This window comes from Micromonospora sp., assembly GCF_048594385.1.
Classification (GTDB): domain Bacteria; phylum Actinomycetota; class Actinomycetes; order Mycobacteriales; family Micromonosporaceae; genus Micromonospora; species Micromonospora wenchangensis.
The window spans coordinates 1-24874 of the sequence record NZ_JBMDWU010000440.1 but is presented as its reverse complement, the minus strand read 5'-3'; the positions used below and the strand labels follow the sequence as shown (position 1 = coordinate 24874).

Here is a 24874-nt window from a genome sequence, read left to right as displayed (position 1 = left end):
CTGCTGGTCGACGACGACGTCCGTGACTACCTGTCCCTCTTCTACGGGTACGTCGCCCATGGTGGGACCAGCTTCGGCGGGCCGGGCGCGAAGGCTCCCTTCACCGCGCAGCAGATCGACGAGTACGCCCGCACCTACCAGCGCCCGCAGGTGCTGACCGGTGGATTCGAGCTTTACCGCACCCTGGACCAGGATGAGCGGGACAACAGGGCCGCGAAGCCGATCACCATGCCGACGCTGCTGCTGACAGCCGAAGGCACACTCGACTTCACCCGCTCGACGGTGCAGCCCCTCATGTCCGACATCACCCGCGCAGTCGAGGTGCCCAAGGCCGGGCACTGGCTCATCGCGGAGAACCCGGGATTCGTCACCACCGAGCTGGTGGAGTTCTTCGCGAGGGGGGCGGACCGATGACCGATGCGCCCACTGCCGAGTCGTTCTGGGAACAGCACCACCGCGCCCGGCGTGACGGCGGCCCCGGGCACCCCAACCCGGTGTTGACGCAGACAGCCGGGACACTGCCTCCCGGCGACGCCCTCGACCTGGGGTGCGGCGTCGGCGGCGACACCATCTGGCTCGCCCGACACGGCTGGCAGGTCACCGCCGTCGACATCTCCGACGCCGCCGTCCAACGGGTACGTGCCCACTCCCGGCGACTCGGCATCGACCACCGGGTGAACGGCGAACAGCACGATCTGGCCCGGAGCTTCCCCGCCGGGCAGTTCGACCTGATCTCCGCGCAGTACCTGCACAGCCCCTTCGCACTGGACCGCACGCGGGTGCTGCGTACCGCGGCGCACGCCCTGCGCCCCGGCGGTCATCTCCTGATCGTCGACCACGGCTCGGCCGCACCCTGGTCGTGGAACAAGGATTCCGACACGCATCACCCCTCACCCGGCGAGACCGCGGCCGTGCTCGCCCTCGACCCGACCCGGTGGTCCGTCGTACGTGCCGACACGCCGCACCGCCGGGCCACCGGACCGGGCGGCCGGACCGCCACCGCCACCGTCACCGACAACGTCCTGCTCATCCAACGACATGATCGGACACGCTGATGCCGCCCAGGAAACGCAAGGACACCGGGCCCGCCTGGACAGCCCCCGGGGAGAAGGACACCCTGGTCGGCTTCCTCGACTACCTCCGCACCGCGATCATGGACAAGGTCGCCGACGTGCCGGAGCCGGAGGTACGCACCGCCGGCGTGCCCTCCGGCACCAACCTCCTCGGGCTGATCAAACACGTGACCGCCGTCGAGAGGTTCTACTTCCTCGAAGAACCGATCACCAACATGCGCCGCACCTTCCAGCCCACCCGTGACGACACCGTCGACGGCCTGCTCGCCGCCTATCGGGCAACGATCGCCCAGGCGAACCAGGTCATCGACACCTGGACCGAGCTGACCCGGCCGGCACCCCGGCCACCCGGCCGCGCCCTGCCACCGTCGCAGCGATGGGTGCTGGTCCACATGATCGAGGAGATCGGACGCCACGCGGGGCACGCCGACATCATCCGCGAAAGGATCGACGGCGCCACCGGCCGCTGACCGCCTGTGGTACGGCTGGCCCGCCGCCGACGCCGCAGTGGCGGGCCCACCCCGCACGGGGGCGGCCGGGGGTGCGGGGCCACTTCGACAGCCGACCGATCACTCCGGTCCAATTACCGTATTACCGATAACTGCAATACGATAATTGGAGCCGCCAAAACGGGCATAACGGTGGAGCACCATAATGACTGTTCTGTTGCACCCCGCTTCGCTGCGGGGTTCAGGCATGCCTCGCCGGCCGTCGTGGCCGGGCTCAGCGGAGCGGGTGGGCTTCCCGGAGCTGGTCGAGGATGCCGGCCGGCGTCCGTCCGAGCAGGTCACGTAGGTGGTCGGTCGACACGTCCAGGGCGCCGGCACGGGCCAACCCGTGCAGCCAGCCCATCGCTCCGGTCACGCCGCCGGTTCGGGCCTCGACGCCGAGGGCGGCGGCCACCTGCGGGTACGTCCACGCCGGGCCGGTGAGGGTGTAGGTCCGCCCCCGGGTGTCGGGGCGCAACAGGGCGGCCACTGCGGCATCGGCGAGGTCGGCCCGGGTGGCGGTGGTCAGGTTCCGGCCCCCGGTCGCGTGCACCAGCGCCGCCCCGGACGTGGCGTCGCGGAGCGCCGCGTCGACGAACGGCTCGGTGTAGAACGGGTTCCGCAGCACCGTGTGGGCCGGGCCCGCCGCGGCGAGGGCCTCCTCGGTGGCCCGGTGGGCGTCGAAGAGGCCGGCGATCGGGTGGAAACTGGTGTAGACCACATCGGTGACCCCGGCCCGCTCTGCCGCCACCACGACGGCACGGTGCTGTTCGGTGCGACGGGCGGGATCGAGCTCGGGGGACGAGACGAACAGTAGCCGGGTGACCCCGGCGAACGCCTCGACCAGCGTGTCGGGGACGTCGTAGTCGCCGTGGCGTACGGCGACGGCCAGCGGCCGGGCGCGGTAGGGATCGCGGGCGATGGCCACGACCTGGTCGGGCCCGACCCGCTCACGCAGCTGTGTGACGGCGCAGCGGCCGAGGGCTCCGGTGGCCGCGGTGACGGCAAACAGTTCGGTGGGCATGGGCACACCATCACCGGCGGCACCGTCGACGACAACCGGGTTTCCCGGGTCACCCGGGCAGTCGGGTGGCCACGGCGTCGAGGACCCACTCCAGGCCGGTGGCGAAGGAGGTCGCGGCGTCCACCTCGGTGCCGTCGTGCACGGCCCGGGCCAGCGCCGGGTAGCGGCCGGTGGCCAGGATCCTCGTCACGCGCGGGCCGTGGGCGCGCTGCCAGTCGCGTTTGGACAGGCCCGTGGCGCGTTCCGCCCGCAGGTTGGCGATCTCCCGTCGGAGCGCGCCGATGACGTAGGCGCCGACGGTCTCCACGGCGCGCAGGACGGTGTCGGTGTCGGCGAGCCCGTCGAGGGCCGCCAGTTGGGTCTCGGTCACGGCGAGGCCGTTCGGCCCCAGGGTGGGTCGGCCGCCGAGCAGGTCGGCCAGCCACTCGTGCCGCAGCACGGTCCGCCGGGTGCGGTGGGCGACGACCCGCAGTGTCTCCCGCCAGTCGGCGGGCGGTTCGGCGGGGATGATCTCGGCGTACACGGCGTCGACCATCAGGTCGAGCAACTCGTCCTTGGTGGCGAGGTAGCCGTACAGCCGCATCGGGCCGGCGTCGAGGCGGGCGGCGACCTTGCGCAGCGACACCGCCGCTAGGCCGCCCTCGTCGGCCAGCGCGACGGCGGCGGCGACGATCCGTTCCCGGTCGAGCGGCACCGGGGGAGGCGGCGGTGCCGGCCGGTCCCACACGGTCATGCGGTCACCTCCGGATGGGTGGCGGCGACACGGTCGGTGTCAATACAGTGTATCGCCATGAGACATCGTATCGCCGTGGTGGGTGCCGGCCCCGGCGGCCTCACCCTCGCCCGGGTCCTGCACCGCCTCGGCCATCCCGTCGTCGTCCTGGAACGCGATCGCGGGCCCGACTCCCGTCCCCCCGGGGGCACGCTGGACCTGCACGAGGGGCTCGGCCAACTGGCGCTGGACAAGGCGGGGCTGACGGCACGGTTCCGGGAGCTGTCCCGTCCCGAGGGGCAGGCCATGCGCATCCTCGACCCGGCGGGAACCGTGCTGCGGGACTGGCGACCCCGACCGGACGAGCGGGCCAACCCGGAGATCGACCGTGGGCAACTGCGTGACCTGCTGCTCGACTCGCTCGACGTGCGGTGGGGACACCAGGTGACCCGGGTGGGGCCCACCGACGGCGCGCTCGTGCACTTCGCCGACGGGCGGCAGGAGACGTTCGATCTCGTGGTCGGCGCGGACGGCGCATGGTCGCGGGTGCGGCCCGCGGTGTCGCCGGTGACCCCGACGTACACCGGCGTCACCGCGGTCGAGACCTCCCTCGACGACGTCGACACCCGCCACCCCGACCTGGCCGAGCTGATCGGCGACGGCGCGGTCGCCGTGTACGGGGTGAACCGCGCGATCGTCGCCCAGCGCAGCAGCGGCGGCCACGTCACGGTGTACGCGCAGCTCCGCGCGCCGCTGGACTGGCACGCGCAGCTGGACCTGGCCGACGTGGAGGCGACGCGGTCGGCCCTGCTCGCCCTGTTCGACGGGTGGGCGCAACCGGTGCGCGACCTGGTCGGCCGGGGCACCGCGTTCGCCCACCGTCCGATCCACGTCCTTCCCGTGTCCCACACGTGGGCCCACGTGCGTGGGGTGACGCTGCTGGGTGACGCCGCGCACCTGATGCCGCCGTTGGGGGCGGGGGCGAACCTGGCGATGCTCGACGGCGCCGAGCTCGCGGAGTCCGTCGCCGCCGACCCCGACGATCTGGACGGGGTCGTGCGGGCCTGGGAGGAACGGATGTGGGCCCGGGCCGGCAGGTGGGCGGCGATCACCACGGCCGGTCTGGAACGCCTGGTCGGTCCGGACCCGGCCACCGCCCTCGCCCTATTCGACGAGGTCCAGCCCTCCTGACCACCGTGCGCCCACGGTCCGCCGGCACCTGGTCGACGAGGCCCTGCTGAGCTTTGACCAGGGGGTCTACCGGCGTACGACGACGGGGTTGACGGGCGCGCCGGGACGAGGTAAATACTGAAGTACGAGTTGAGCCACCCCGACTCAACTCAACCGGAAACCTTCGGCCCGAGGAAACCGAGGAGGCACGACCATGCTGATGCGTACCGACCCCTTCCGTGAGATCGACCGGCTCGCCGAGCAGCTCTTCGGCACCACCAGCCGCCCCGCGGTGATGCACCTGGACGCCTGGCGCGACGGCGACCACTTCCACGCGGCGTTCGACCTGCCCGGGGTGGACCCCGACAGCATCGACTGCACGGTGGAGCGCAACGTGCTGACCGTCCGCGCGCAGCGCCGCCGCCCCACCTCCGACGGCATCGAACTGGTCGCCGCCGAACGGCCGATGGGCACCTTCTCCCGGCAACTGTTCCTCGGCGACACCCTCGACACCGACCGGCTGGAGGCCGCCTACGAGCACGGGGTGCTGACGCTGCGCATCCCGATCGCCGAGCGGGCCAAGCCGCGTCGGGTCCCGGTCACTGCCGGTAACGGACACCGGCAGATCACCGCCTGACCGCCACCCCCACGGTGGGGGCCGCACCGGCCCCCACCGGGCCGAACGCCATCGCGCCCGGGCGTCGGGCAATCAGCCCGGGCGCGCCTCACCGTGATTACCCACCGGGGCTGAGAGTCTTTCTCGCATGCTGCGTCCCGACGGCCCCGTCCTGCCCCGCACCGCGACCCGCCCGGCGCTGACCGGCACACCTGTCGACTTCACCGAGGCGTGGCTGCGTAACCGTCGGCTGTCGGCGCACACCCGCGACGCGTACCGGCGCGACATCGCCGGCTGGCTCACCTGGTGCGCCGCCGGTGACCTGGACCCGCTGCGGGCCACCTTCCTCGACGTCAACGCCTACGCCCGGCAGTTGGAGGCCACCCCGTCGCCGCGCAGCGGCCGGCCGTTGACCCCGGCCACCGTCGCCCGGAAACTGTCCGCCCTGTCCAGCTGGTACGAGTTCCTGGTGAAGCTGCGGGCGGTGGACGCCAACCCGGTCTCCGGGGCCGACCGGCCGCGCATCGACCGGGACCACTCGGCCACCGTCGGCCTCACGCCGCAGGAGGTCGACGCGCTGCTGGCCGCCGCCGACACCGACACCGGACCGACGGCAGCCCGCAACCGGGCCGCCGTCGCCCTGCTGGCCGACCTCGGCCTGCGGGTCGGTGAACTGGTCTCCCTCGACCTGACCGACCTCGGCGCCGAACGGGGGCACCGCAGCGTCCGGTTCGTCGGCAAGGGCGGCAAGTCCCGCCGCCGGGCGCTCACCCCGGGCACCGCGTACGCCCTCGACGCCTACCTGGCCGAGCGGGCGGCGGCGACCGGGGTGGCCGTCGAGGCGTTGACCGGGCCGCTGCTGGCCACCACGACCGGCGGTCGACTCGACCGGCACTCGGTGTTCAGGCTGGTGCTCCGGCAGCCCGCCACGGCGGGCATCGCCGCGGCGGCGAAGCTGTCCCCGCACTCGCTGCGGCACGCCTTCGCCACCACCGCCCGCGAGGAGGGGGTGCCGTTGGAGGACGTGCAGGACGCGATGGGGCACGCCGACCCGCGGACCACCCGCCGCTACGACCGGGACCGGCACAACCTCGACCGGGACCCGGCGTACGTCATCTGGGCGGCGCGGGCCCGGCGGCGCGGCTGACGAAAACCGGTTGACGGAGTAAGCGCTCACTCCCGAGTGTGGTGCCATGACGGCACCCGGGGGACGCCGACGACGCGCGCCGGCCATGGCCGCCGACCGCCGCCGCGCCATGATCGTGCAGACCGCGCTGCCCCTGCTGACCCGCCGGGGCACCACCCTGACCACGGCCGAGGTGGCCCGGGCCGCCGGGATCGGCGAGGCGACCGTGTTCCGCGCCTTCGCCGACAAGCAGGCGCTGCTCGACGCCTGCGTGGCCGAGGTCCTGCGCCCCGACCCGCTGCTCGACCGGTTGACCCGCATCGACCGACGCCAGCCCCTCCCCGGTCGGCTCACCGAGGCCGCCGTGGCGGTCCACGCCCACCTGGCCCGGCTGGGCGCGGTGCTCGGCGCCCTGCACGCCGCCGGTCGGGCCCGACCCGACCCGCCACCGGCCGGCACGGCGGCGACGGCGGTCCGCTCGGCGGTGGCCGCCCTGTTCACCCCCGACGTCGACCGGCTACGGCTCCCGCCCGACCAGCTCGCCGACCTGTTCCTCGGTCTGCTGTCCCCGCCGGGCCCGCTGGCCACCACGACACCGTCCACCACCGACCTGGTCGACCTGTTCCTGCACGGCGCGCTGACCCGGGTCAGGTGAGCAGGTCGAGGTGGTGGTGGGCGTCGGCGGAGATGTCCTCGTGCCGCAGCCACCGCCGCGTCCACAACCGGGCGGCCACCTCGGCCTGACCGTCACCCCACGCGGCGTGCTCCACCAGCAGCGCCGCCGCCAGCGCGTACGCCATCCGCAGGGCCAGGGCACGCGCGCCGGCCAGGACCGTCGCCGACGTCGGGTCGGCGGTGACCTCACCGAGGGTGGCCCGTAGCTCCCCGGCCACCGTGGCGAGCGTGTCGGCCAGGACCGGTGACAGCGGGCGGGCCATGTCGGCGGCGGCGGTGAGCCGCGCCAGCAGCGGGCCGGCCGCGTCCTCCCGGGTGACCGCGCGCAGCACGTCCACCGACAGCACGTTGGTGGTGCCCTCCCAGATCGGCAGGACCTGCGCGTCACGCAGCAGCCTCGGCACGCCGGTGTCCTCGACGTAGCCGGCCCCACCGAACGCCTCCACGTACTCGGCGGCGGACGACACCGCCAGCCGTCCGGTGGCCAGCTTCGCCAGTGGCGCGACCACCCGCAGCTCCGCGGCGGCCTGCGGGTCGCCGCCGACCTCGACCCGGCCGAGCAACGCGAACGCGTGTCCGGCCAGGGCGAACGCGCCCGCCGCGTCGACCGCCAACGCGCCGAGGGTGGCCCGGTGCAGCGGATTGTCGGCCAGCAGCCCACCGGCCACCCGCCGGGTACGCGCGTACGCCGTCGCGTAGGACAGGCCCCGGCGCATTCCCGACGCGGCGGCGGACGCGTTGTGCACCCGGGTCACCACCACCAGGGTCATCGCCCGCACCAGCCCCGGCACCGCCGGGTCACCCAACGGCAGCGCGTACGCGTCCCGCAACCCGATCTCGGCGGTCGGTAACGCCCGGGTGCCCAGCTTGTCCTTGAGCCGGCGCACCACCACCCCGGGGGCGGGACCATCCGGGGCGGCGGTGGCACCGGCCAGCGGCGAGTCGGCCGCGTAGCGGGGCACCAGGAACGGGGCGAGGACCCGGCTGCCCCGCCCGGCACCCTCCGGCCGGGCCAACGCCACCGCCATCGCCGCGTCGGCGGCCGAGCAGAACCACTTCTCCCCGGTCAGCCGCCACGACCCGTCGGCGGCGGGCCGGCCGAGGGTGCCGGTGCCGGACAGGTCGGAGCCGCCCTGCGACTCGGTCATCCACTGCCCGCTGACGATCGCCGTGTCCGGGTCGGTGGCGACCAGCCGGGGCAGCCACGCGTCGCGCACCAGCGCGTCGACGTCGGGGGTGCTCAGCAGCGCGGCGGCCCCGTCGGCCATCGCCACCGGGCAGGAGAACGTCGCCGACTCCGGCCCGTACAGGTGCAACAGTGCGTGCTGGACGACGCGGGCGGCGGCCCCCCACGTGCCGCGCGCCGAATCCAGGTAGGGCAGGGCGACCACGGCGTGCCGGGCGGCGGCGGCCCGCTGCGCCTGCCAGCCGCCGCTGGTGTCGATCCGGTCGACACGGGCGCCCCACGGGTCGTAGCGGACCAGCGTCGGCGGGTGGGCCTCGGCGTCGGCGTGCGCGGCGCGCAGCGGCCCGACGACGTCGGCGGCCAGCGCGGTCAGCCGGTCCCGCGCGGCGGTGTGCCCGTCCGCGCCGAGCTGCCGGGTCAGCCACGACCGCAGCAGCCGGTCACCGGCGTACGGGTCGTCGATGTCCGGCACCGGCTGCACGTAGCGGCTCATCCGTCGCTCCTTCACCAGGGGTGTGCGCCGACGGTAGACGATCGCCCCGGCGGCGCGACAGGGGGCGAACCGCCTGCGCCGCCCCGGCCCGCCGCCTACCGTCGCAGGTGATGAGCGTGCAGCAGGCGTGGACCCGACCGGCGCGGCGGCGTCGCCCGGTGCGCACCGGCCTGTTCCTGGGGGGACTGGCCGTCGGCCTGTGCCTGGTCGGGGTGGCCGGGCTGGGGCTGTGGAACGTGCAGGTGGTGGCGGGCGCCACCGGCCCGGTGCGGGAGACCGCCGACGGGTTCCTGCGGGAGTTGTCCGCCGGTGAGGTGGAGCAGGCCTACCGGCGGTTGTGCGCGCCGACCCGCAGCCGGTGGAGCGAGGTCGGGTTCGCCGGCTGGGTCCGCACCCCGCCGGTGGTCACCGGCTACGAGATCCTCGACGTGTCGGTCCGCACCAAGGGGGGCCGGCCGGCGGGGGAGGTGGCGGTGCGGGTCACCCGCGACGGCGGGGCCGACGAGCAGCGGCGGCTGCCGGTGGTGAAGGAGGACGGGAAGTGGCGGGTCTGCGGCGACCCGTACTGACCCGCCCGCCGGGTCAGGCGCGCGGGCCCAGGTCGCCGGAGCGGTAGTGCCGCCGGCACAGCACCTGGTAGCGCACGTCGGCGGTGTCGACGGTGTCCCCGATGACGACCTGCGCACCCTCGCGGACCACCCGCCCGTCGACGACGCGGGCGTTGAGCAGCCCCTCCCGCCCGCACCAGCACAGCACCTCCACCTGGATGCGGGCCACCTCGTCGGCCAGTTCGAACAGCCGCCGGGCGGCCGGGAACAGGCACGACCGGAAGTCGGTGGCCAGGCCGAAGGCGTACACGTCGACGTCGTAGCCGTCGACCAGTTCGGCCATCTGCTCGACGTGCGCCACGTCGTAGAACGACGCCTCGTCGCAGATCAGGTAGTCGATGCGGACCCCCTCGGCCCAGGTGTCACGGACCAGGGTCCGCAGGTCCAGCTCGTCGGTCACCTCCACCGCCGTGTGGGCCAACCCGATGCGGGTGGTCACCTGCGGCCCCAACGAGCGGTCGATGCGGGTGGTGACCAGGCCCCGGCGGCCCTGCCGGGCGTGGTTGTAGTTCATCTGCAACGCCATCGTCGACTTGCCGCAGTCCATCGGACCCCAGAAGAACTTCAACGCGGCGGCGTGCAACGGGCGGCCGTCGACGCCCCGGGCGGCGGCACAGCCGGTTCCCCCGTCATGCGGGCCGGGCAGGGGACGGGCCAGGCAGGTGGGGGTGGCAGCGGCGTCGTCGGTCACGTCGGGGCAGCCTAGCCCATCGGCGCGGGTGGATTCGGCCGATGGTCAGAGCACCCGGGGCGGGGTGTTGCCGGCGGCGACGATGGCCCGGCGGATCGGCACGGCGGCCAGCAACGCGAACCCCACCACGAAGAAGATCAGCAGGGAGACCAGACCCACCCGGTAGGAGGAGGTGAGCTGGAAGACCAGGCCGAACGCCAGCGGACCGAGCCAACTGGTGCCCTTGTCGCTGATCTCGTAGAACCCGTAGTACTCGCCCTCCTTGCCGGCGGGGATGAGCTGGCTGAACAGCGACCGGCTCAATGCCTGGCTGCCGCCGAGGACCAGACCGATCGCCCCACCGAGGATCATGAACGGCAGCGGCGCCTCGGCGGGCAACCGGAACGCCCCGATGATCACCCCGGTCCACAGCACCAGCGACAGCAGCACCGTCTTCCACGCCCCGATGCGCCGGGCCAACGCCCCCAGCGCCAACGCCCCGCCGAAGGCGAGGAACTGCACCAGCAGGATCGTCACGATCAGCGTGCTCTGCCCCAGCCGCAGCTCCTCGGTGCCGTACTGGCTGGCCAGGGTGATCACCGTCTGGATGCCGTCGTTGTAGACCAGGAACGCCAGCAGGAAGAACAGCGTCAACGGGTACGCCTTGATCTCCCGCAGGGTCCGGCCGAGCTGCCGGAACCCGTCGGTGACCACGTTGCGGCCCGCCCCGCGCAGCGCCTCGGCGGTGGGGTGTTCCCGCAGCCACCGCAGCGGCACCAGGGTGAACACCGCCCACCACACCCCGGCCGACACGATCGACCAGCGGGCCAGGTCCAGGGTGCGCTGCGGGTTGTCGTCCTCGCTGAGCAGGGTCACCGCCACCAGGTTCAACGCCAGCAGCAGACCACCACCGAGGTAGCCGATGGCCCAGCCGCGGCTGGACACCGCGTCGCGTTCGTCCGGGCCGGCCAGCTGCGGCAGGAACGAGTTGTACACCACCACCGCCGCGCCGAAGGCGATGTTGGCGACCAGGAACAACGCCCCACCGAGCAGGTACCGCTCGCCGGTGACCAACGCCATCGCGACGGTCGCCCCGGCGCCGGTGAACGCCGCCCCGGCCAGCAGCCGCTTCTTGTGCACCGTCCGGTCGGCGATCGCCCCGACCACCGGCAGCACGAACACGGTCAACAGCACCGACAGCGAGATCAGGTACGGGTAGTAGGAGCCGGCGGCGACCCGGATGCCCAGCGGGTGCACGTACCCGTCGCAGGTGTCCGCGCCGAGTTCGCAGCCGGCGGCCAGTTCGGTGACGGTGGTGAGGAACGGGCCGAGGAACACCGTGATGACGGTGGTCTGGAAGGCCGAGTTGGCCCAGTCGTACAGGTACCAGCCGCGCCGCTCCCGGCGCAGGCCCGCCGGGGTGCCGGTGGCGGTGGGGGTGGTGGTGACCGGGTCGGCCATCGGGGTCCTCGGGGCTCAGGCGGCCCAGAGGCCGCGGCTGCGGTAGACGTCGCGCAGCACGCCGACGTGATCGGTCATGATGCCATCCACACCACGATCCAGTAAGTCGTGCATCCGGGCAGGTTCGTCGATCGTCCAGACGTGCACGTGCACCCCCAGCCGGCGGCAGTAGGCCAGGAACCGGCGGTCGACCACCGGCACCCCGGCCCAGCGGGGCGGCACCTGCGCGGCCACCACCGACGGTGGCAGCCGCAGCGGCCGGCCGTGCCGCGACGCCAGCCACAGCCGGGCCACCCCGCGCATGCCCAGGCCGGTGGCGACCCGGCCGCCGGTGGCCGCGCGCAGCCGGGCCAGCCGGGCGTCGCTGAACGACGCCAGCAGCACCCGGTCGGCCGCGCCGGCGCGGGTCACCGCCTCGACCGCCGGGGTGACGCCACCGTCGGCCTTCACGTCGATGTTGAACCGGACCTGCGGCCACCCGGCCAGCACCTCGTCGAGCCGCGGCACGACCGCCGCGCCGCCGACCCGCACCGTCGCCAGGTCGGCCCAGCGCAGGTCGGCGATGCGGCCCCGCTGCCCGGTGACCCGGCGCAGGGTGGCGTCGTGGAAGACCACGCACACCCCGTCGGCGGTGGCGTGCACGTCGGTCTCCACGTACCGGTAGCCCAGCTCGACGGCCCGGGTGAACGCGGCGACGGTGTTCTCGTCGCCGTCGGCGGCGCCACCGCGGTGGGCGAAGGCCAGCGGGGTGGGGGCGTCCAGGTAGCCGGCTCGGGTCGACACGCAGCGCAGTATGCCCGCCCCCGGTGGCCGGCGGGTGGCCGACCGGCGGCGGGTCAGGCCGAGGTGGGGCGGCGGTGGACCCGGCTGGTGTCGACGGGACGCCCCGGGTCGACGTGGCGGGGTCCGTCCGGTTCGTCGGGACGCAGTGGCACCAGGGTGTCGGTGATCGCGTCGATGATCCGGTCGGTGCCCCGGCGGGCCGCGCCGGGCGCGTCGGGGGAGAGGTCCCCGAGGTGCAGGGGCGCGCCGAAGCGGACCCGGATCACCGGGCGGCGCACCAGCGTCCGGGCCAGCGCGCGCAGCATCCCCCGGGGCGCCCGGTAGGGCAGCACCTCGTGCGACCCCCACTGGGCCACGGGCACCACCGGGGCGTCGCAGGCCATGGCGAGGCGGGCGGTGCCGGTCTTGCCGCGTTCGGGCCACATGCCGGGGTCCAGCCCGATACGTCCCTCGGGGTAGACCAGCACCACCGACCCGGCGGTGACCGCTGCGGCGGCGTCGTCGAGTGCCCGGCGTACGCCGGTGGTGCCCCGGTCGACGCGCAGGTGCCCGGCGTGGCGCATCAGCGCGCCGAGCCCCGGGGTGCGGAACAGCCCACCGGTGGCCATGAAGCGGGGCGACATGCCCCGGGCGCGGCAGGCGGCGCCCAGCACGATGGGGTCGAAGGGGCTGATGTGGTTGGCGGCCAGGATCAGCGGCCCCCGGCGCAGGTGCGCGGGGACGTCCCCGCTGACCTCCAGGCGGGCGAACAGGGCGACGACCAGCCGGGCGAGCAGTTGGGCGGCACGCCAGAACAGGGGTGGCTGCCAGCCGGGGCGCGGGGTGTCCATCAGTCGCCGATGGTCGCACGGGGGTGGGGGAGGACCGGAGCCGGGTCGTGCGGCCCGTGGTGATCAGGGTCATTGGTCCCGGGTCGGGTCGGGACCCCCGACCCTGCCCGACAACCTACGACGCGCGGTAGTATCTACTACGTCTCGTAGTATCAATGGCAGGGGGATCCCGGTGGACGCGTTGGACGTCGCCCGCTGGCAGTTCGGTGTCACCACCGTCTACCACTTTCTCTTCGTACCACTGACCATCGGACTGTCCGTCCTGGTCGCCATCCTCCAGACCCGCTGGCACCGCACCGGCGACGAGAAATACCTCAAACTCACCAAGTTCTACGGCAAACTCTTCCTGATCAACTTCGCCATGGGCGTCGTCACGGGCATCGTGCAGGAATTCCAGTTCGGCATGAACTGGTCCGACTACTCCCGCTTCGTCGGCGACATCTTCGGCGCACCCCTGGCCATCGAGGCCCTCGTCGCCTTCTTCCTCGAATCCACCTTCATCGGCCTGTGGATCTTCGGCTGGGACCGGCTACCCCCACGCCTGCACCTCGCCAGCATCTGGGCCGCCGCCATCGGCACCAACCTGTCCGCCTACTTCATCCTCGCCGCCAACTCGTTCATGCAGAACCCCGTCGGCTACCGCTTCAACCCCGACACCGGACGCGCCGAACTCACCGACTTCGTCGCCGTCCTCACCAACAAGGTCGCCCTGATCACCTTCCCGCACACCCTCGCCGGCGCCTTCCTCGTCGCCGGCGCCCTCGTCACCACCGTCGGCCTCTGGCACCTCATGCGCCGCCGCGACAACCCCGACACCGACGCCTACCGCCACGCCACCCGCTTCGGCGCCTGGGTCGTCCTCATCTCCGCCACCCTCGTCGTCCTCACCGGCGACATCCAAGGCAAGATCATGACCCAGGTGCAGCCCATGAAGATGGCCGCCGCCGAAGGCCTCTACACCACCGAAAGCCCCGCCTCGTTCTCCGTACTCACCGTCGGCAGCCTCGACGGCAACCGCGAGATCTTCGCCCTCAAGATCCCCTACCTGCTGTCCTACCTCGGCACCGGCGACCCCAACGGCACCGTCCACGGCATCAACGACCTCCAGGCCCAGTACGCCAGCCAGTACGGCCCCGGCAGCTACACCCCGATCATCCCGGTCACCTACTGGAGCTTCCGCTTCATGATCGGCTTCGGACTCGCCGCCGCCGCCATCGCCCTGCTCATCCTCTGGACCCAACGCAAGGGCCGCACCCCCACCAACAGGTGGCTGCTACGCGCCGGCCTGATCATGCCCGTGCTCCCACTGCTCGCGAACTCCTTCGGCTGGATCTTCACCGAGATGGGCCGCCAACCCTGGATCGTCTTCGGCGAAATGCTCACCCGCGACGGCGTCTCCCGCAGCGTCTCCCTCACCGAAGTCCTCACCTCCTTCACCGCCTTCACCCTCATCTACGCCACCCTCGCCGTCATCGAATTCAAACTCCTCCTGCGCTACGCCCGCGCCGGCGTACCCGACATCACCCCCACCCCCGACGACACCGACGACGCCGAGCGCCCGCTCGCCTTCGCCTACTGACCCGGAGCCCCACCGTGGAACTGACCACCATCTGGTTTCTCCTCGTCGCCGTGCTCTTCACCGGCTACTTCATCCTCGAAGGCTTCGACTTCGGCGTCGGCATGCTCCTGCCCGTCCTCGGCCGCGACGACCGGCAACGCCGCGTCCTCATCAACACCATCGGCCCCGTCTGGGACGGCAACGAGGTCTGGCTCATCACCGCAGGCGGCGCCATGTTCGCCGCCTTCCCCGAGTGGTACGCCACCCTCTTCTCCGGCTTCTACCTGCCCCTACTGCTCATCCTGCTCGCCCTCATCGCCCGCGGCGTCGCCTTCGAATACCGCCACAAGCGCCCCGAAGCCTCCTGGAAACGCCGCTGGGACCACGCCATCTTCTGGGGCTCCGCCATCCCCGCCCTCCTCTGGGGCGTCGCCTTCGCCAACATCTTCCGCGGCGTACCCCTCGACGCCGACCACGAATACGTCGGCAGCCTGATCGACCTGCTCAACCCCTACGCCCTACTCGGCGGCCTGACCACCCTCGGCCTCTTCCTCACCCACGGCGCGGTCTTCCTCGCCCTCAAGACCACCGGCGACATCCGCCACCGCGCCGGCACCCTCGCCGTCACCCTCGGCGTCGGCACCGCCGTCGTCGCCGTCGCCTTCCTCACCTGGACCCTCACCATCCGCGCCAACCCCGCCGCCATCGTCCTCGCCGCCGGCGCCGCACTCGCCCTACTCGGCGCACTCGCCGCCGCCCGCGTACGCCGCGAAGGCTGGGCCTTCACCGGCACCGCCCTGGCCATCGCCCTCGCCGTCGCCACCCTCTTCACCGCCCTGTTCCCCAACGTCATGCCCTCCAACGGCGACCCCGCCGGCACCCTCACCGCCACCAACGCCGCCTCCACCCCCTACACCCTGAAAATCATGACCTGGGTCGCCGTCGTCTTCACCCCGATCGTCCTCGCCTACCAAAGTTGGACCTACTGGGTGTTCCGCAAGCGAATCGGGGTACAGAACATCCCGCAACACTGAAAGACGCGCGAGGGGCGCGGGGACGCGGGGCCGGAGCGAGGGGGTCGCACCGGCCCCGCAACGCGTCCACCACAAACCCGTCGCCGACCAGCCCACCCACCGCTATCGTCGCCGCATGCCGCACGACCCCCACGTCCGGGAACTCACCGACGACGACACCACCGCCGCCTGGCACCTCGGCCGCACCGCCTTCGGCTCCGACCCGCAACCCGCGCCACCACCCACCACCACCCCCGGCACCACCCGCTACGGCGCGTTCGACCACACCGGCCGCCTCATCGGCAAAGCCGTCGACCTGCACCACCACCAGTGGTGGGACGGCCGCACCATCGCCGCCGCCGACATCGCCAGCGTCGCCGTCGCCCCCGAAGCCCGCGGCCGCGGCGTCGCCCGCACCCTGCTCACCACCCTCCTGCGCGGCGCACACGACCGGGACGCCGCCGTCAGCGCGCTGTTCCCCACCGTCGCCGCCCCCTACCGGGCCTGCGGCTGGGAAACCGCCGGCACCCTACGCACCGTCAACCTCCCCACCGCCCTACTCACCCGCCACCACCCCAGCCCACACCTCACCGTCCGCCCCGGCACCGCCGCCGACCTCACCGCCGTCGACGAACTGCACACCCACACCATCCGCCACCGCCGCGGCCTACTCGCCCGCAGCGGCCCCCTGCACGAACACCGCCGCACCCGCCACACCACCGACAACACCCTGCCCTACGACGGCCTCACCCTCGTCGAACACCACGGCCACCTCGTCGGCTACGCCGGCTGGAACCGCCGCAACCACTACGGCGACGACGGCACCATCACCGTCGAAGACCTCGCCGCCACCACCGCCGACGCCGCCCGCGAACTCGTCGGCATCCTCGCCAGCTGGCACAGCGTCGCCCCCACCCTGCGCCTCACCCTCCTCCCCGGCGACCCCCTCACCCCCCACCTGCCCGTGGAGAAGGCCCGCGAACACGAACAGGACACCTGGATGCACCGCCCCGTCGACGTCACCCGCGCCATCCGCGACCGGGGCTGGCCACCACACCTGCACGGCACCGCCACCTTCACCCTCGACGACCCCCTCGCCGACTGGAACACCGGCACCTGGCACCTGGAGATCACCGACGGCCACGCCGACCTGCGCCGCACCACCACCCCCGCCGACCTGCACCTGACCGTCCGCGGCTTCGCCCTGCTCTACACCGGCACCGCCACCGCCCGCACCGTCGCCCAGGCCGGCCTGCTGCACCACCCCACCGGCACCGACCCCACCCCACTCGACCTACTCGCCGCCCCCGGCCCCGCCCAACTCGGCGACTACTTCTGACCCACCCCGGCCGGGGGCCTCCGCATCGGCTGCCCCCGACCAGCCCCCCACCACAGCCGTCACCGGCCCCACCTCACCGCGCCTCGCGCAACTCCGCCAACCGCGCCTCGATCTCCGCCAACTCCGCCCGCAACTTCTCCGCCTGCTGCTCCGCCTCCGACCGCTCCGCCGACAGGATCTGCTCCACCGCCTCCTGCACCCCCGGCACATCCACCAACGCCACCATCCGCAACGCCTCCGCCGGCTTCACCACGTACGGCTTCGCCAACGCCTTCGCCCCCTGCTGGGCCGCCACCGTCCACTCACCATCGGCATACGCCAACGTCACCGTCAAACCCGCCGGCCCCTTCGGCTTCGCCACCTTCGCCGGCCGCCGCGCCGCCGGCTTCTCCACCGGCACGGACTGCTGCTCCACCTTCGGCTCCTCCCGCCTCTGCACCGGCACCCGGGGCGTGTCCAACACGAACTCCGGCTCCGCCCTCGCCGTCGGCTCCACCTGCTCCACCACCGGCTCCGACTTCACCTCCACCACCCGACGACCCGCACCCCGCGGCGCCACCGCCAGATCGGCGGGGGAGAAGGGCAACTCGTCGCGACCGAACCGCACCACCACGAACTCGTCCGACACCGCCGGATCGGTCACCTCCACCACCTGACCCACCTGCCCGGCGATCTGCCCCGCCGACGCGGTGAACACCACCTTCGGCTTCCGCCCCGCCGCCAACGCCTCCCGGATACCCCGCACCTCGTCATCGGACAAACCCTGGCCCGCCATCACAACCCTCTTTCGTACACGTGTCTGATCCTGCCTTGATACCAGCCCACCACGACAACCGGAAGATCAGCCCCCCAGCACCCGCAACGCCTCGTCCGCGTGCTCGTTCATCCCCAACTCGCTGTGCACCACCGCCAGCACCCGCCGGTCCTGACCGATCACGAACGTCATCCGCCGCGTGCTCAACGGCCCCAACGGCAACCGCCGCCGCACCCCGAACGCCTGCGCCACCACACCGTCGACATCCGACAACAACGGATAGTCGAACCCGTGCATCCGGGAGAACTCCGCCTGCTTCTCCACCGCATCCCGACTGATCCCCACCCGCTGCGCCCCCACCGCCGCGAACTCCGCCGCCAGATCCCGGAAGTGACAACTCTCCGCCGTACAGCCACGCGTCATCGCCGCCGGATAGAAGAACAACACCACCGGCCCCGCCGCCAACAACTCCGACAACCGCCGCGGCGCACCCGTCTGATCCGGCAACACGAAATCCTCCACCAGATCACCGACACTCACACCCACCACACACCTCCACCGATCCGATCCGTCCGAAACGCGGTGAGCGTAAGCGATCACCCCACCCACCGCCGCGCCACCGCGCCACGTGAGCACCCACACCCTGCCCACCACACCGGCGCGGACGGTACCGTCACACCACCGCACACCGGACCGGCAGGGGAGCAGGGACAATGACCACGGTCACCGTCATCACCGGCGGCAGCCGAGGCATCGGCGCCGCCACCGCCCGACGGCTCGCCGCCGCCGGCCACCACCTCGCCATCGGCTACCACCGCGACCACGCCGCCGCAGCCGCCGTCGTCGCCGACATCCACCGCCTCGGCCGCCGCGCCGTCGCCGTCCCCGCCGACACCACCGACCCCACCCAGATCGACCGCCTCTTCACCGCCGCCGCCGACCTCGGCCCCCTCACCGCCCTGGTCAACAACGCCGGCGTCACCAGCCCCATCGGCCCCTTCACGGCACTGCGCCCCGACGACCTGCGCCGCGTCGTCGACGTCAACCTCATCGGGTACGTCCTCTGCGCCCAACAGGCCGCCCACCGGCTCACCCACGGCGGCGCCATCGTCAACATCTCCTCCGCCGCCGCCACCCTCGGCAGCCCGGGGGAGTACATCCACTACGCCGCCGTCAAAGCCGCCACCGACACACTCACCATCGGCCTGGCCAAGGAACTCGCCCCCCGCGGCATCCGGGTCAACGCCGTCGCCCCCGGCATCATCCGCACCGACATCCACACCGGCTCCGGCGTACCCGACCGCGCCGACACCGCCGCCGGGCGCATCCCGCTCGGCCGCGCCGGTGAACCCGACGAGGTCGCCGGCGCCGTCGCCTGGCTGCTCGGACCCGACGCCACCTACACCACCGGCGCGGTGCTGCGCGTCGCCGGCGGCCTCTGACCGCCAGCGCCACACCCTCTCAACCGGTGAACAGCTTCGCCGCCGTCAGCACCGTCTGCACCACCCCGTAACCCAGCAGCACCGACACCACCGACCAGGAAACCCACAACCGGACCCGCTGCCCCCGGGGACCGTCCTCGTTCATCGCGCGCCACCTTTCTGCGTCGTCACCACATCCGTGTTCCGCCCACCGGGCGGCTCGTGGTACCGCTGCGGCACCGGACGCACCAGCAGGTTCGCCACGAACCCCACCGCCAGCACCCCGACCATCGTGAACAACGCCGGCCGGTACGCCGACGCCGTCAACGTCCCCGGCTCACCCTGCGCGTCCAGGAACGCGTTGACGATCAACGGCCCGGCCACCCCCGCCGCCGACCACGCGGTCAGCAACCGGCCGTGGATCGCCCCCACCTCGACCGTGCCGAACAGGTCCCGCAGGTACGCCGGAACGGTCGCGAACCCACCGCCGTAGAACGACAGGATGACGCAGGCCAGCAGCACGAACAGCGCCGTCGCCGTCTGCCCCACCAGGGCCAGCGCCGCGTACAGCACCATCCCCACACCCAGGTACACCAGGTAGATCGGCTTACGGCCGAGCATGTCCGACGTCGAGGACCAGACGAACCGACCGGCCATGTTGAACAACGACAACAGGCCCACGAACCCGCCCGCCGCAGCCACCGACACCGCCGAGCCGCCCCCGTCGCGGAAGAAGTCCTGGATCATCGGGCTGGCCTGCTCCAGGATCCCGATCCCGGCGGTCACGTTGCAGAACAACACCACCCACAGCAGCCAGAACGCCCGGGTCCGCACCGCGTTCGCCGCCGACACGTTCGCCGTGGTCACCAGCGGCTTCGCCGCCACCGCCGCCGGATCGAACCCGTCCGGCCGCCAGCGCGCCGCCGGCACCCGCACGTTGACCACCCCGAACATCATGATGACGAAGTAGCCGACACCCAACGTGACGAACAACCAGACCAGCGCCGGCCCCGAGGCCGTCGATCCGGCGTCCGCCGGGTCGTACCCGGAGTCGTACAACGACAGCAGCTGACGCGACAGGGGAGAGGCCACCATCGCCCCACCACCGAAACCCATGATCGCCAGACCGGTGGCCAGCCCCGGCCGGTCCGGGAACCACTTGAACAACGTGGACACGGGGGAGATGTAGCCGATACCCAACCCGATCCCGCCCAGCAGCCCGTAGCCGACGTACAGCAGCCACAGCTGCCCGGTGGCGATGCCCAGCGCGCCGACGCCGAACCCGGCCGCCCAGAAACACGCCGAGACGAACATCGCCTTGCGCGGCCCGTTCGCCTCGACCCAGGTGCCGGCGACCGCCGCCGACAACCCCAGCATCACGATCGCGATGCTGAAGATCACCCCGATCGCCGTCTGACTCGCGTCGAAGTGCGCGATCAGGGAGTTCTTGTAGACGCTGGTCGCGTAGACCTGGCCGATGCAGAGGTGGATCGCCAGCGCCGCCGGGGGGATCAGCCAGCGGCTGTACCCGGGCGGCGCGACGGTGTGCCGACGGTCGAGTGCGGACAGCATCGGTGCTTCCTCTCCGGAACATCGCGGTGACGTGCTCCCGTCACATGCCCCCGCCACCTACGGCGGGCAAACCGGTGCCGCGCCCAGCGGTCGTCCCGGTGAGCCAGCCGGCTGCCACCGCCGTCCCGATACAAGTTCGATAATGCACATTATGTAAAGCTAAGCCGGAGAGAAGCCCCCTGCCGGCCTTCGGGCACCCGGGATGGCGAGTGCCCACCTTCGGGGCCGCAACCGCTTCTCGCACCCGCGTGGTGTCCACCGCGCAACAGCGGGTCGCACTGCCGCGCCGGATCCGACGGGACGCCTGTGCGGGTCAGGCAGCCGACGAGCCGCCGGTGTGCCGGTGGGACGTCGGTTCGTGTGCGTGGTCTGCCGGGGCGGACGGCGCCCCAAGACGTCCGCCGGTCCACTGCGGCGTCCCGGGCGTCACGCGACCCACAGCCCCGCTGCGCGCACTCCGGACTGGTGCTCCACCACCACCCGGACGGATGCCGAGCCGCGAGACTCCCGCTCGGGCGCACTGACAGCCCGCCGAGGGTGCAGGCGATGTCGGCAGGTGGAACCCGGCCCGGATGCAGTGCGGAGCAGCCTGATGTCGCTCCCCTCCCCTGGGTTCCCGACAACCCGAGAAACCTGCATAATATCCCTTATGCATGACAAACAGGACGAATCGGTTGGACGGCTCGTCGAGGAGTTCCTGACCGCGCGGGCCACCCGCAAGCCCTCCCCACACACGCAGGAGGCGTACCGGCGGGACCTGCTGGCCGTCGCGGCGCTGGCCGGCGAGGAGTGCAGCCCTCCCCTGTCCCCCCACGAGCTGACGATCTCCGCCCTCTCCCCCCGGCTGATGCGGGCGGCGTTCGCCCGGTTCGCCGCGCCCCGGGCGGCAGCGTCGGTGCACCGGGCCTGGTCGAGCTGGAACGGGTTCTTCTCGTTCCTGGTGGCCGAGCAGGTGGTGGCGGGCAACCCGATGCCCGCGGTGGGGCGTCCCCGCAACCCGCTCCCCCAGCCCAAGCCGTTGCGGGGCGAGGACACCCCGGAGGTGCTGCTGGCGTCGGTGTCGCGGGAGGACGCGCGGCAGCGTGATCCGTGGCCGGAGCGGGACGTCGCGGTGCTGGCGCTGGCGTTGTGCGCGGGGCTGCGCCTGGCGGAGTTGTTGGCGTTGCGGGTGTCGTCGGTGTCGGGGCGGGCCGGTGAGCGGCGGGTGGCGGTGGCCGGCAAGGGTGGCCGGCCGAGGGTGGTGCCGGTGGAGCCGGAGTTGGACGAGGTGGTGGCGGCCTACCTGGACAGTCGGCGGCGGCGGTTCGGGGCGCGCAGCGTACGACCGGACGGGGTGTTGTTCGTGGATCGGCGGGGTGAGCCGCTGCGTCGGGGCGGGTTGCAGTATCTGGTGGATTCCTGTTACCGGCGGGCGGGGATCACCGATCGGGTCCCGGCGGGGGCCCGGTTGCACGCGTTGCGGCACACGTTCGCCACCCGGTTGGCCGAGGACGGGGCGGGGGCGGCGGAGATCATGCGGTTGTTGGGGCATGCGTCGTTGGCGTCGTCGCAGACGTACATCGAGGTGACGGCGGGTCAGCAGCGGGCGGCGGTGCGGTCGAACCGGACGAACCGGGTGTTGGTGGGGTTGGTGTCAGGAGGGCGTCCGGGCTGAGGGTGGGGTGGTCCGGGGTGCGGCGGCTGTCGAGCATGACGGTTCACCGCTTGCTGAATACAGCGACCGCTGTACTGTCGTGGTGTGGAGATGCTGACGCACGGTCAGGTCCTTGCCCGCTTCGGCCATGCCCTGTCCGACCCGGTGCGGGCCCGGCTGCTGCTCGCGTTACGCGAGCGCCCCGGCTACCCGGCCGAGCTCGCCGATCTGCTCGGCACCAGCCGGCAGAACCTGTCCAACCACCTGGCCTGCCTACGCGGCTGCGGCTTGGTCGTCGCCGTCCCCGAGGGTCGACGGACCCGGTACGAACTGGCCGACGCCCGGCTCGCGCACGCCCTGGGTGACCTGCTCGGCCTGGTCCTCGCCGTCGACCCGGCCGCCTGCGCCGGCACCGACGGGTGCTGTTGATGACCGGGCCGCTGCCGCTGCTGAGCGCCGAGCCGAGCCCGACGCGGCGGGCGTCGCTGGTGCGCCGGGTCCGCCTGTTGGTGGCGGCCACCATCGCCTACAACGTGATCGAGGCGGCCGTCGCGCTCACCGCCGGCACCCTCGCCGACTCCACCGCGCTCGTCGGGTTCGGGTTGGACTCGGTCATCGAGGTGTCCTCGGCCGCCGCGGTGGCGTGGCAGTTCACCGCCGCTGACCACGAACGCCGCGAACGAACCGCGCTGCGGATCGTCGCCGGCTCATTCTTCGCCCTGGCCGCCTACGTGACCGTCGAGTCGGTGCGGGCTCTGGTCGGCGGCGACCGGGCCGAGCATTCCACCGTGGGACTGGTGCTCGCCGTGCTGTCGTTGATGGTGATGACGATGCTGTCGTCGGTTCAGCGCCGCTCCGGGCGGGAGTTGGGGTCGGCGTCGGCGGTGGCCGACTCCAGGCAGACGCTGCTGTGCACCTATCTGTCCGCGGTCCTGCTGGTGGGTCTGGCGGTCAACTCGCTGTTCGGCTGGTGGTGGGCCGACCCCGCCGCTGCGCTGGTCATCGCCGCCGTCGCCGTCAGAGAAGGCCGCGACGCTTGGCGCGGGCACACCTGCTGCACCCCGGTCATATCCGACAGCGGCCCGACGTCCGACGGATGTTGCGCGCCCGGCAGCCCGCGGTGACGGCCGCGCCGGCCCGTCGGACCCGTGTGCTCGGGCGGTCGTCGACCCTCGGGTGGCACACGTAGCCGTTCCCGAGGCGGATCAGTTTGTCGGCGTCGGGTTTCGCCGGAACCTGGGAACGGCCCGTGTGGCGCGGGCGTACGGGGTGTGGGTGGGTGTGGGATGGTGTGGGTGGACGCGACTGGCGGCACGGGGATGGGTCAACCATCGGGGAGCTCGTCGCGGGGGTCGACCGCCTGGGCCCCCGTGGTCGAGGTGAGTCATGTCTGTTTCCTCTTCCCTCTCCCCCACGCCTGGTATGGCCCGGTTGTTGCCGGGTGGGCCGGTGGCGGAGCGGATTCTCGCCGAGGTTGCCGACGGGGTGGCGGCGTTGCGGGCGGCCGGGGTGGTGCCGGCGTTGGCGACGGTACTGGTGGGTGACGACGACGCCAGTGCCGGGTACATCCGGATAAAGCAGCGGCAGGCGGCGGAGTTGGGGTTCGCGTCGCCGCACGTGCGGTTGCCCGGGTCGGCGTCGCAGGCCGATCTGCACCGGGTGTTGCGGGATTTCAACGACGACGCCGGGGTGCACGCGGTGTTGGTGCAGCATCCGGTGCCGGGGCATCTGGATTACGACCGGGCGTTGGAGGTGTTGGATCCGGATTCGGACGTGGACGGGATGCATCCGGTGAACATGGGCCGGTTGGCGTTGGGGTTGCCGGGGCCGTTGCCGTGTACGCCGGCGGGGATCGAGGCGTTGTTGGCGTTCCACGGGGTGCCGGTGGCGGGGCGGGAGGTGGTGGTGTTGGGTCGTGGTGCGACGTTGGGGCGTCCGTTGGCGATGTTGTTGGCGCAGAAGCGGCCGACGGCGAACGCAGCGGTGACGGTGGTGCACACGGGGGTGGCGGACTGGCCGCGGTACACGCGGCGGGCGGAGATCCTGGTGGCGGCGGCGGGGGTGCCGGGGATCGTGCGGCCGGAGCATGTGCGTCCGGGTGCGGTGGTGGTGGGTGGTGGGGTGCGGTACGAGGGTCGTCGGTTGTTGCCGGATGTGGACGAGTCGTGTGCGCGGGTGGCGGGGGCGATCACGCCGCGGGTGGGTGGGGTGGGTCCGACGACGGTGGCGATGTTGTTCCGTAACGCGTTGCGGGCGGCGCAGCGGGCTGCCGGTCGGGGTTCAGCCGAGGTCGACAATGAGGGGGCGGTGGTCGGAGATGGTGGAGCGGGGGGTGGCGGTGGCGGTGACCGGGGGTAGTCGGTGCCGGTCGTGGGGGTCGGCGAGGATGTGGTCGAGTTGCACGCGGGGTGCGGTGGCGGGGTAGGTGGGGTGGCGGGCGAGGGGTTGCCAGCCGGTGAGGAGGCGGGCGGGGCCGGCGGGGATGTTGAGGTCGCCGAGGAGGATGCGGGGGGCGGGTAGGGCGCGTAGGGCGCGTACGACGTGGCGGAGTTGGTAGGCGTTCCAGCCGGGGACGAAGGACAGGTGGGTGGCGGCGGCGGTGAGGGGGCCGTGGGGGGTGTCGAGGACGGCGGCGAGGACGACGCGGGGTTCGTCGCGCAGGAGGATGA

General features: G+C 72.7%; 28 protein-coding genes. 16 read left to right on the top strand and 12 right to left on the bottom strand.

The window, feature by feature from the left end:
• The 3 genes from ACOJTC_RS24255 to ACOJTC_RS24245 all read left to right on the top strand — a co-directional run.
• The coding region (locus ACOJTC_RS24255) for an alpha/beta fold hydrolase (protein ID WP_420118616.1) at positions 1 to 414 on the top strand (414 nt) is incomplete at its 5' end.
• Positions 411 to 1055, top strand: a complete 645-nt coding sequence (locus tag ACOJTC_RS24250) for a class I SAM-dependent methyltransferase (RefSeq protein WP_420118615.1) — start codon at positions 411 to 413, stop codon at positions 1053 to 1055. The genes ACOJTC_RS24255 and ACOJTC_RS24250, both read left to right, overlap by 4 nt.
• On the top strand, positions 1055 to 1543 hold the full coding sequence (locus tag ACOJTC_RS24245; protein WP_420118614.1) for a DinB family protein: 489 nt from the start codon (positions 1055 to 1057) through the stop codon (positions 1541 to 1543). The genes ACOJTC_RS24250 and ACOJTC_RS24245 overlap by 1 nt, the downstream gene beginning before the upstream one ends.
• Before the next feature lie 253 nt (positions 1544 to 1796).
• On the opposite strand, the gene ACOJTC_RS24240 is transcribed toward ACOJTC_RS24245, so the two are convergent.
• Positions 1797 to 2585: an NAD(P)H-binding protein gene (locus ACOJTC_RS24240; RefSeq protein ID WP_420118613.1), complete on the bottom strand. Its 789-nt coding sequence runs from the start codon at positions 2583 to 2585 to the stop codon at positions 1797 to 1799.
• A 49-nt stretch (positions 2586 to 2634) separates the two neighbouring features.
• Positions 2635 to 3318, bottom strand: coding sequence for a TetR/AcrR family transcriptional regulator (locus tag ACOJTC_RS24235; protein WP_420118612.1), 684 nt, complete (start codon positions 3316 to 3318; stop codon positions 2635 to 2637).
• A gap of 57 nt (positions 3319 to 3375) precedes the next feature.
• Between ACOJTC_RS24235 and ACOJTC_RS24230 the strand changes: the two genes are divergently transcribed.
• The 4 genes from ACOJTC_RS24230 (at position 3376) to ACOJTC_RS24215 (ending at position 6864) form a co-directional block, all read left to right on the top strand.
• Positions 3376 to 4488: an FAD-dependent oxidoreductase gene (locus ACOJTC_RS24230; protein ID WP_420118611.1), complete on the top strand. Its 1113-nt coding sequence runs from the start codon at positions 3376 to 3378 to the stop codon at positions 4486 to 4488.
• A 193-nt stretch (positions 4489 to 4681) separates the two neighbouring features.
• Positions 4682 to 5104, top strand: coding sequence for an Hsp20/alpha crystallin family protein (locus tag ACOJTC_RS24225; protein WP_204924202.1), 423 nt, complete (start codon positions 4682 to 4684; stop codon positions 5102 to 5104).
• A gap of 127 nt (positions 5105 to 5231) precedes the next feature.
• The gene (locus tag ACOJTC_RS24220) at positions 5232 to 6230 is read left to right on the top strand and encodes a tyrosine-type recombinase/integrase (RefSeq protein WP_420118610.1); all 999 of its coding nucleotides are present in this window, start codon (positions 5232 to 5234) and stop codon (positions 6228 to 6230) included.
• A 46-nt stretch (positions 6231 to 6276) separates the two neighbouring features.
• Entirely contained in the window at positions 6277 to 6864 is a 588-nt protein-coding gene (locus tag ACOJTC_RS24215; protein WP_357927642.1) for a TetR/AcrR family transcriptional regulator, read from the top strand.
• Here ACOJTC_RS24215 and ACOJTC_RS24210 read toward each other — a convergent pair.
• The gene (locus tag ACOJTC_RS24210; RefSeq protein ID WP_420118609.1) at positions 6857 to 8563 is read right to left on the bottom strand and encodes an acyl-CoA dehydrogenase family protein; all 1707 of its coding nucleotides are present in this window, start codon (positions 8561 to 8563) and stop codon (positions 6857 to 6859) included. The genes ACOJTC_RS24215 and ACOJTC_RS24210 overlap by 8 nt on opposite strands.
• 110 nt (positions 8564 to 8673) lie before the next feature.
• On the opposite strand from ACOJTC_RS24210, the gene ACOJTC_RS24205 reads away from it, so the two are divergent.
• On the top strand, positions 8674 to 9132 hold the full coding sequence (locus tag ACOJTC_RS24205) for a hypothetical protein (RefSeq protein WP_420118608.1): 459 nt from the start codon (positions 8674 to 8676) through the stop codon (positions 9130 to 9132).
• A 13-nt stretch (positions 9133 to 9145) separates the two neighbouring features.
• Here the strand turns inward: ACOJTC_RS24205 and ACOJTC_RS24200 are convergent, their stop codons facing one another.
• Genes ACOJTC_RS24200 through ACOJTC_RS24185 form a run of 4 tightly spaced genes read right to left on the bottom strand, consistent with a single transcriptional unit; the run spans position 9146 to position 12915 of the window.
• A complete protein-coding gene (locus ACOJTC_RS24200) occupies positions 9146 to 9862 on the bottom strand; it encodes a thymidine kinase (protein ID WP_204924197.1) in 717 nt (238 codons plus the stop codon).
• A 45-nt stretch (positions 9863 to 9907) separates the two neighbouring features.
• Positions 9908 to 11302, bottom strand: coding sequence for an MFS transporter (locus ACOJTC_RS24195; protein WP_420118607.1), 1395 nt, complete (start codon positions 11300 to 11302; stop codon positions 9908 to 9910).
• Positions 11303 to 11317: 15 nt separating this feature from the next.
• Positions 11318 to 12085, bottom strand: a complete 768-nt coding sequence (locus tag ACOJTC_RS24190) for a glycerophosphodiester phosphodiesterase (RefSeq protein ID WP_420118606.1) — start codon at positions 12083 to 12085, stop codon at positions 11318 to 11320.
• 53 nt (positions 12086 to 12138) lie between these two features.
• Entirely contained in the window at positions 12139 to 12915 is a 777-nt protein-coding gene (locus ACOJTC_RS24185; protein WP_204924194.1) for a lysophospholipid acyltransferase family protein, read from the bottom strand.
• 172 nt (positions 12916 to 13087) lie between these two features.
• Here ACOJTC_RS24185 and ACOJTC_RS24180 point away from each other — a divergent pair, with 172 nt between their 5' ends.
• The 3 genes from ACOJTC_RS24180 (at position 13088) to ACOJTC_RS24170 (ending at position 16825) form a co-directional block, all read left to right on the top strand.
• A complete protein-coding gene (locus tag ACOJTC_RS24180) occupies positions 13088 to 14494 on the top strand; it encodes a cytochrome ubiquinol oxidase subunit I (protein ID WP_377681960.1) in 1407 nt (468 codons plus the stop codon).
• A 14-nt stretch (positions 14495 to 14508) separates the two neighbouring features.
• On the top strand, positions 14509 to 15507 hold the full coding sequence (gene cydB / locus ACOJTC_RS24175) for a cytochrome d ubiquinol oxidase subunit II (RefSeq protein WP_420118605.1): 999 nt from the start codon (positions 14509 to 14511) through the stop codon (positions 15505 to 15507).
• Between the two features lie 115 nt (positions 15508 to 15622).
• The gene (locus tag ACOJTC_RS24170) at positions 15623 to 16825 is read left to right on the top strand and encodes a GNAT family N-acetyltransferase (protein ID WP_420118604.1); all 1203 of its coding nucleotides are present in this window, start codon (positions 15623 to 15625) and stop codon (positions 16823 to 16825) included.
• Between the two features lie 73 nt (positions 16826 to 16898).
• Here ACOJTC_RS24170 and ACOJTC_RS24165 read toward each other — a convergent pair whose 3' ends face one another.
• Together ACOJTC_RS24165 and ACOJTC_RS24160 are read right to left on the bottom strand one after the other, a co-directional pair.
• A complete protein-coding gene (locus tag ACOJTC_RS24165; protein WP_420118603.1) occupies positions 16899 to 17600 on the bottom strand; it encodes a hypothetical protein in 702 nt (233 codons plus the stop codon).
• Positions 17601 to 17666: 66 nt separating this feature from the next.
• Positions 17667 to 18119 carry a peroxiredoxin gene (locus ACOJTC_RS24160; protein ID WP_204924189.1) on the bottom strand — a complete coding sequence of 151 codons (453 nt, stop codon included), beginning with the start codon at positions 18117 to 18119 and terminating at the stop codon, positions 17667 to 17669.
• Positions 18120 to 18292: 173 nt separating this feature from the next.
• Between ACOJTC_RS24160 and ACOJTC_RS24155 the strand changes: the two genes are divergently transcribed.
• Entirely contained in the window at positions 18293 to 19021 is a 729-nt protein-coding gene (locus tag ACOJTC_RS24155; RefSeq protein ID WP_420118602.1) for an SDR family oxidoreductase, read from the top strand.
• 19 nt (positions 19022 to 19040) lie between these two features.
• Here ACOJTC_RS24155 and ACOJTC_RS24150 read toward each other — a convergent pair whose 3' ends face one another.
• Both ACOJTC_RS24150 and ACOJTC_RS24145 read right to left on the bottom strand, forming a co-directional pair.
• On the bottom strand, positions 19041 to 19166 hold the full coding sequence (locus ACOJTC_RS24150) for an MFS transporter small subunit (RefSeq protein WP_363653198.1): 126 nt from the start codon (positions 19164 to 19166) through the stop codon (positions 19041 to 19043).
• Entirely contained in the window at positions 19163 to 20572 is a 1410-nt protein-coding gene (locus tag ACOJTC_RS24145; protein WP_420118601.1) for an OFA family MFS transporter, read from the bottom strand. Before ACOJTC_RS24145 ends, ACOJTC_RS24150 begins: the two co-directional genes overlap by 4 nt.
• A 649-nt stretch (positions 20573 to 21221) precedes the next feature.
• On the opposite strand from ACOJTC_RS24145, the gene ACOJTC_RS24140 reads away from it, so the two are divergent.
• The 4 genes from ACOJTC_RS24140 (at position 21222) to ACOJTC_RS24125 (ending at position 24563) form a co-directional block, all read left to right on the top strand.
• Entirely contained in the window at positions 21222 to 22226 is a 1005-nt protein-coding gene (locus ACOJTC_RS24140; RefSeq protein ID WP_420118600.1) for a tyrosine-type recombinase/integrase, read from the top strand.
• 90 nt (positions 22227 to 22316) lie between these two features.
• Positions 22317 to 22634 (top strand): ArsR/SmtB family transcription factor, encoded by a 318-nt coding sequence (locus ACOJTC_RS24135; protein WP_204924619.1) that lies wholly within the window; start codon positions 22317 to 22319, stop codon positions 22632 to 22634.
• Positions 22634 to 23329: a cation transporter gene (locus tag ACOJTC_RS24130; protein WP_420118599.1), complete on the top strand. Its 696-nt coding sequence runs from the start codon at positions 22634 to 22636 to the stop codon at positions 23327 to 23329. The genes ACOJTC_RS24135 and ACOJTC_RS24130 overlap by 1 nt, the downstream gene beginning before the upstream one ends.
• Positions 23330 to 23591: 262 nt before the next feature.
• Complete coding sequence (locus tag ACOJTC_RS24125; RefSeq protein ID WP_420118598.1) at positions 23592 to 24563, top strand: bifunctional 5,10-methylenetetrahydrofolate dehydrogenase/5,10-methenyltetrahydrofolate cyclohydrolase; 972 nt, start codon at positions 23592 to 23594, stop codon at positions 24561 to 24563.
• On the opposite strand, the gene ACOJTC_RS24120 is transcribed toward ACOJTC_RS24125, so the two are convergent.
• Positions 24486 to 24874, bottom strand: a 389-nt coding sequence (locus tag ACOJTC_RS24120; RefSeq protein ID WP_420118597.1) for an endonuclease/exonuclease/phosphatase family protein, incomplete at its 5' end; no start/stop codon positions are given. The genes ACOJTC_RS24125 and ACOJTC_RS24120 overlap by 78 nt on opposite strands.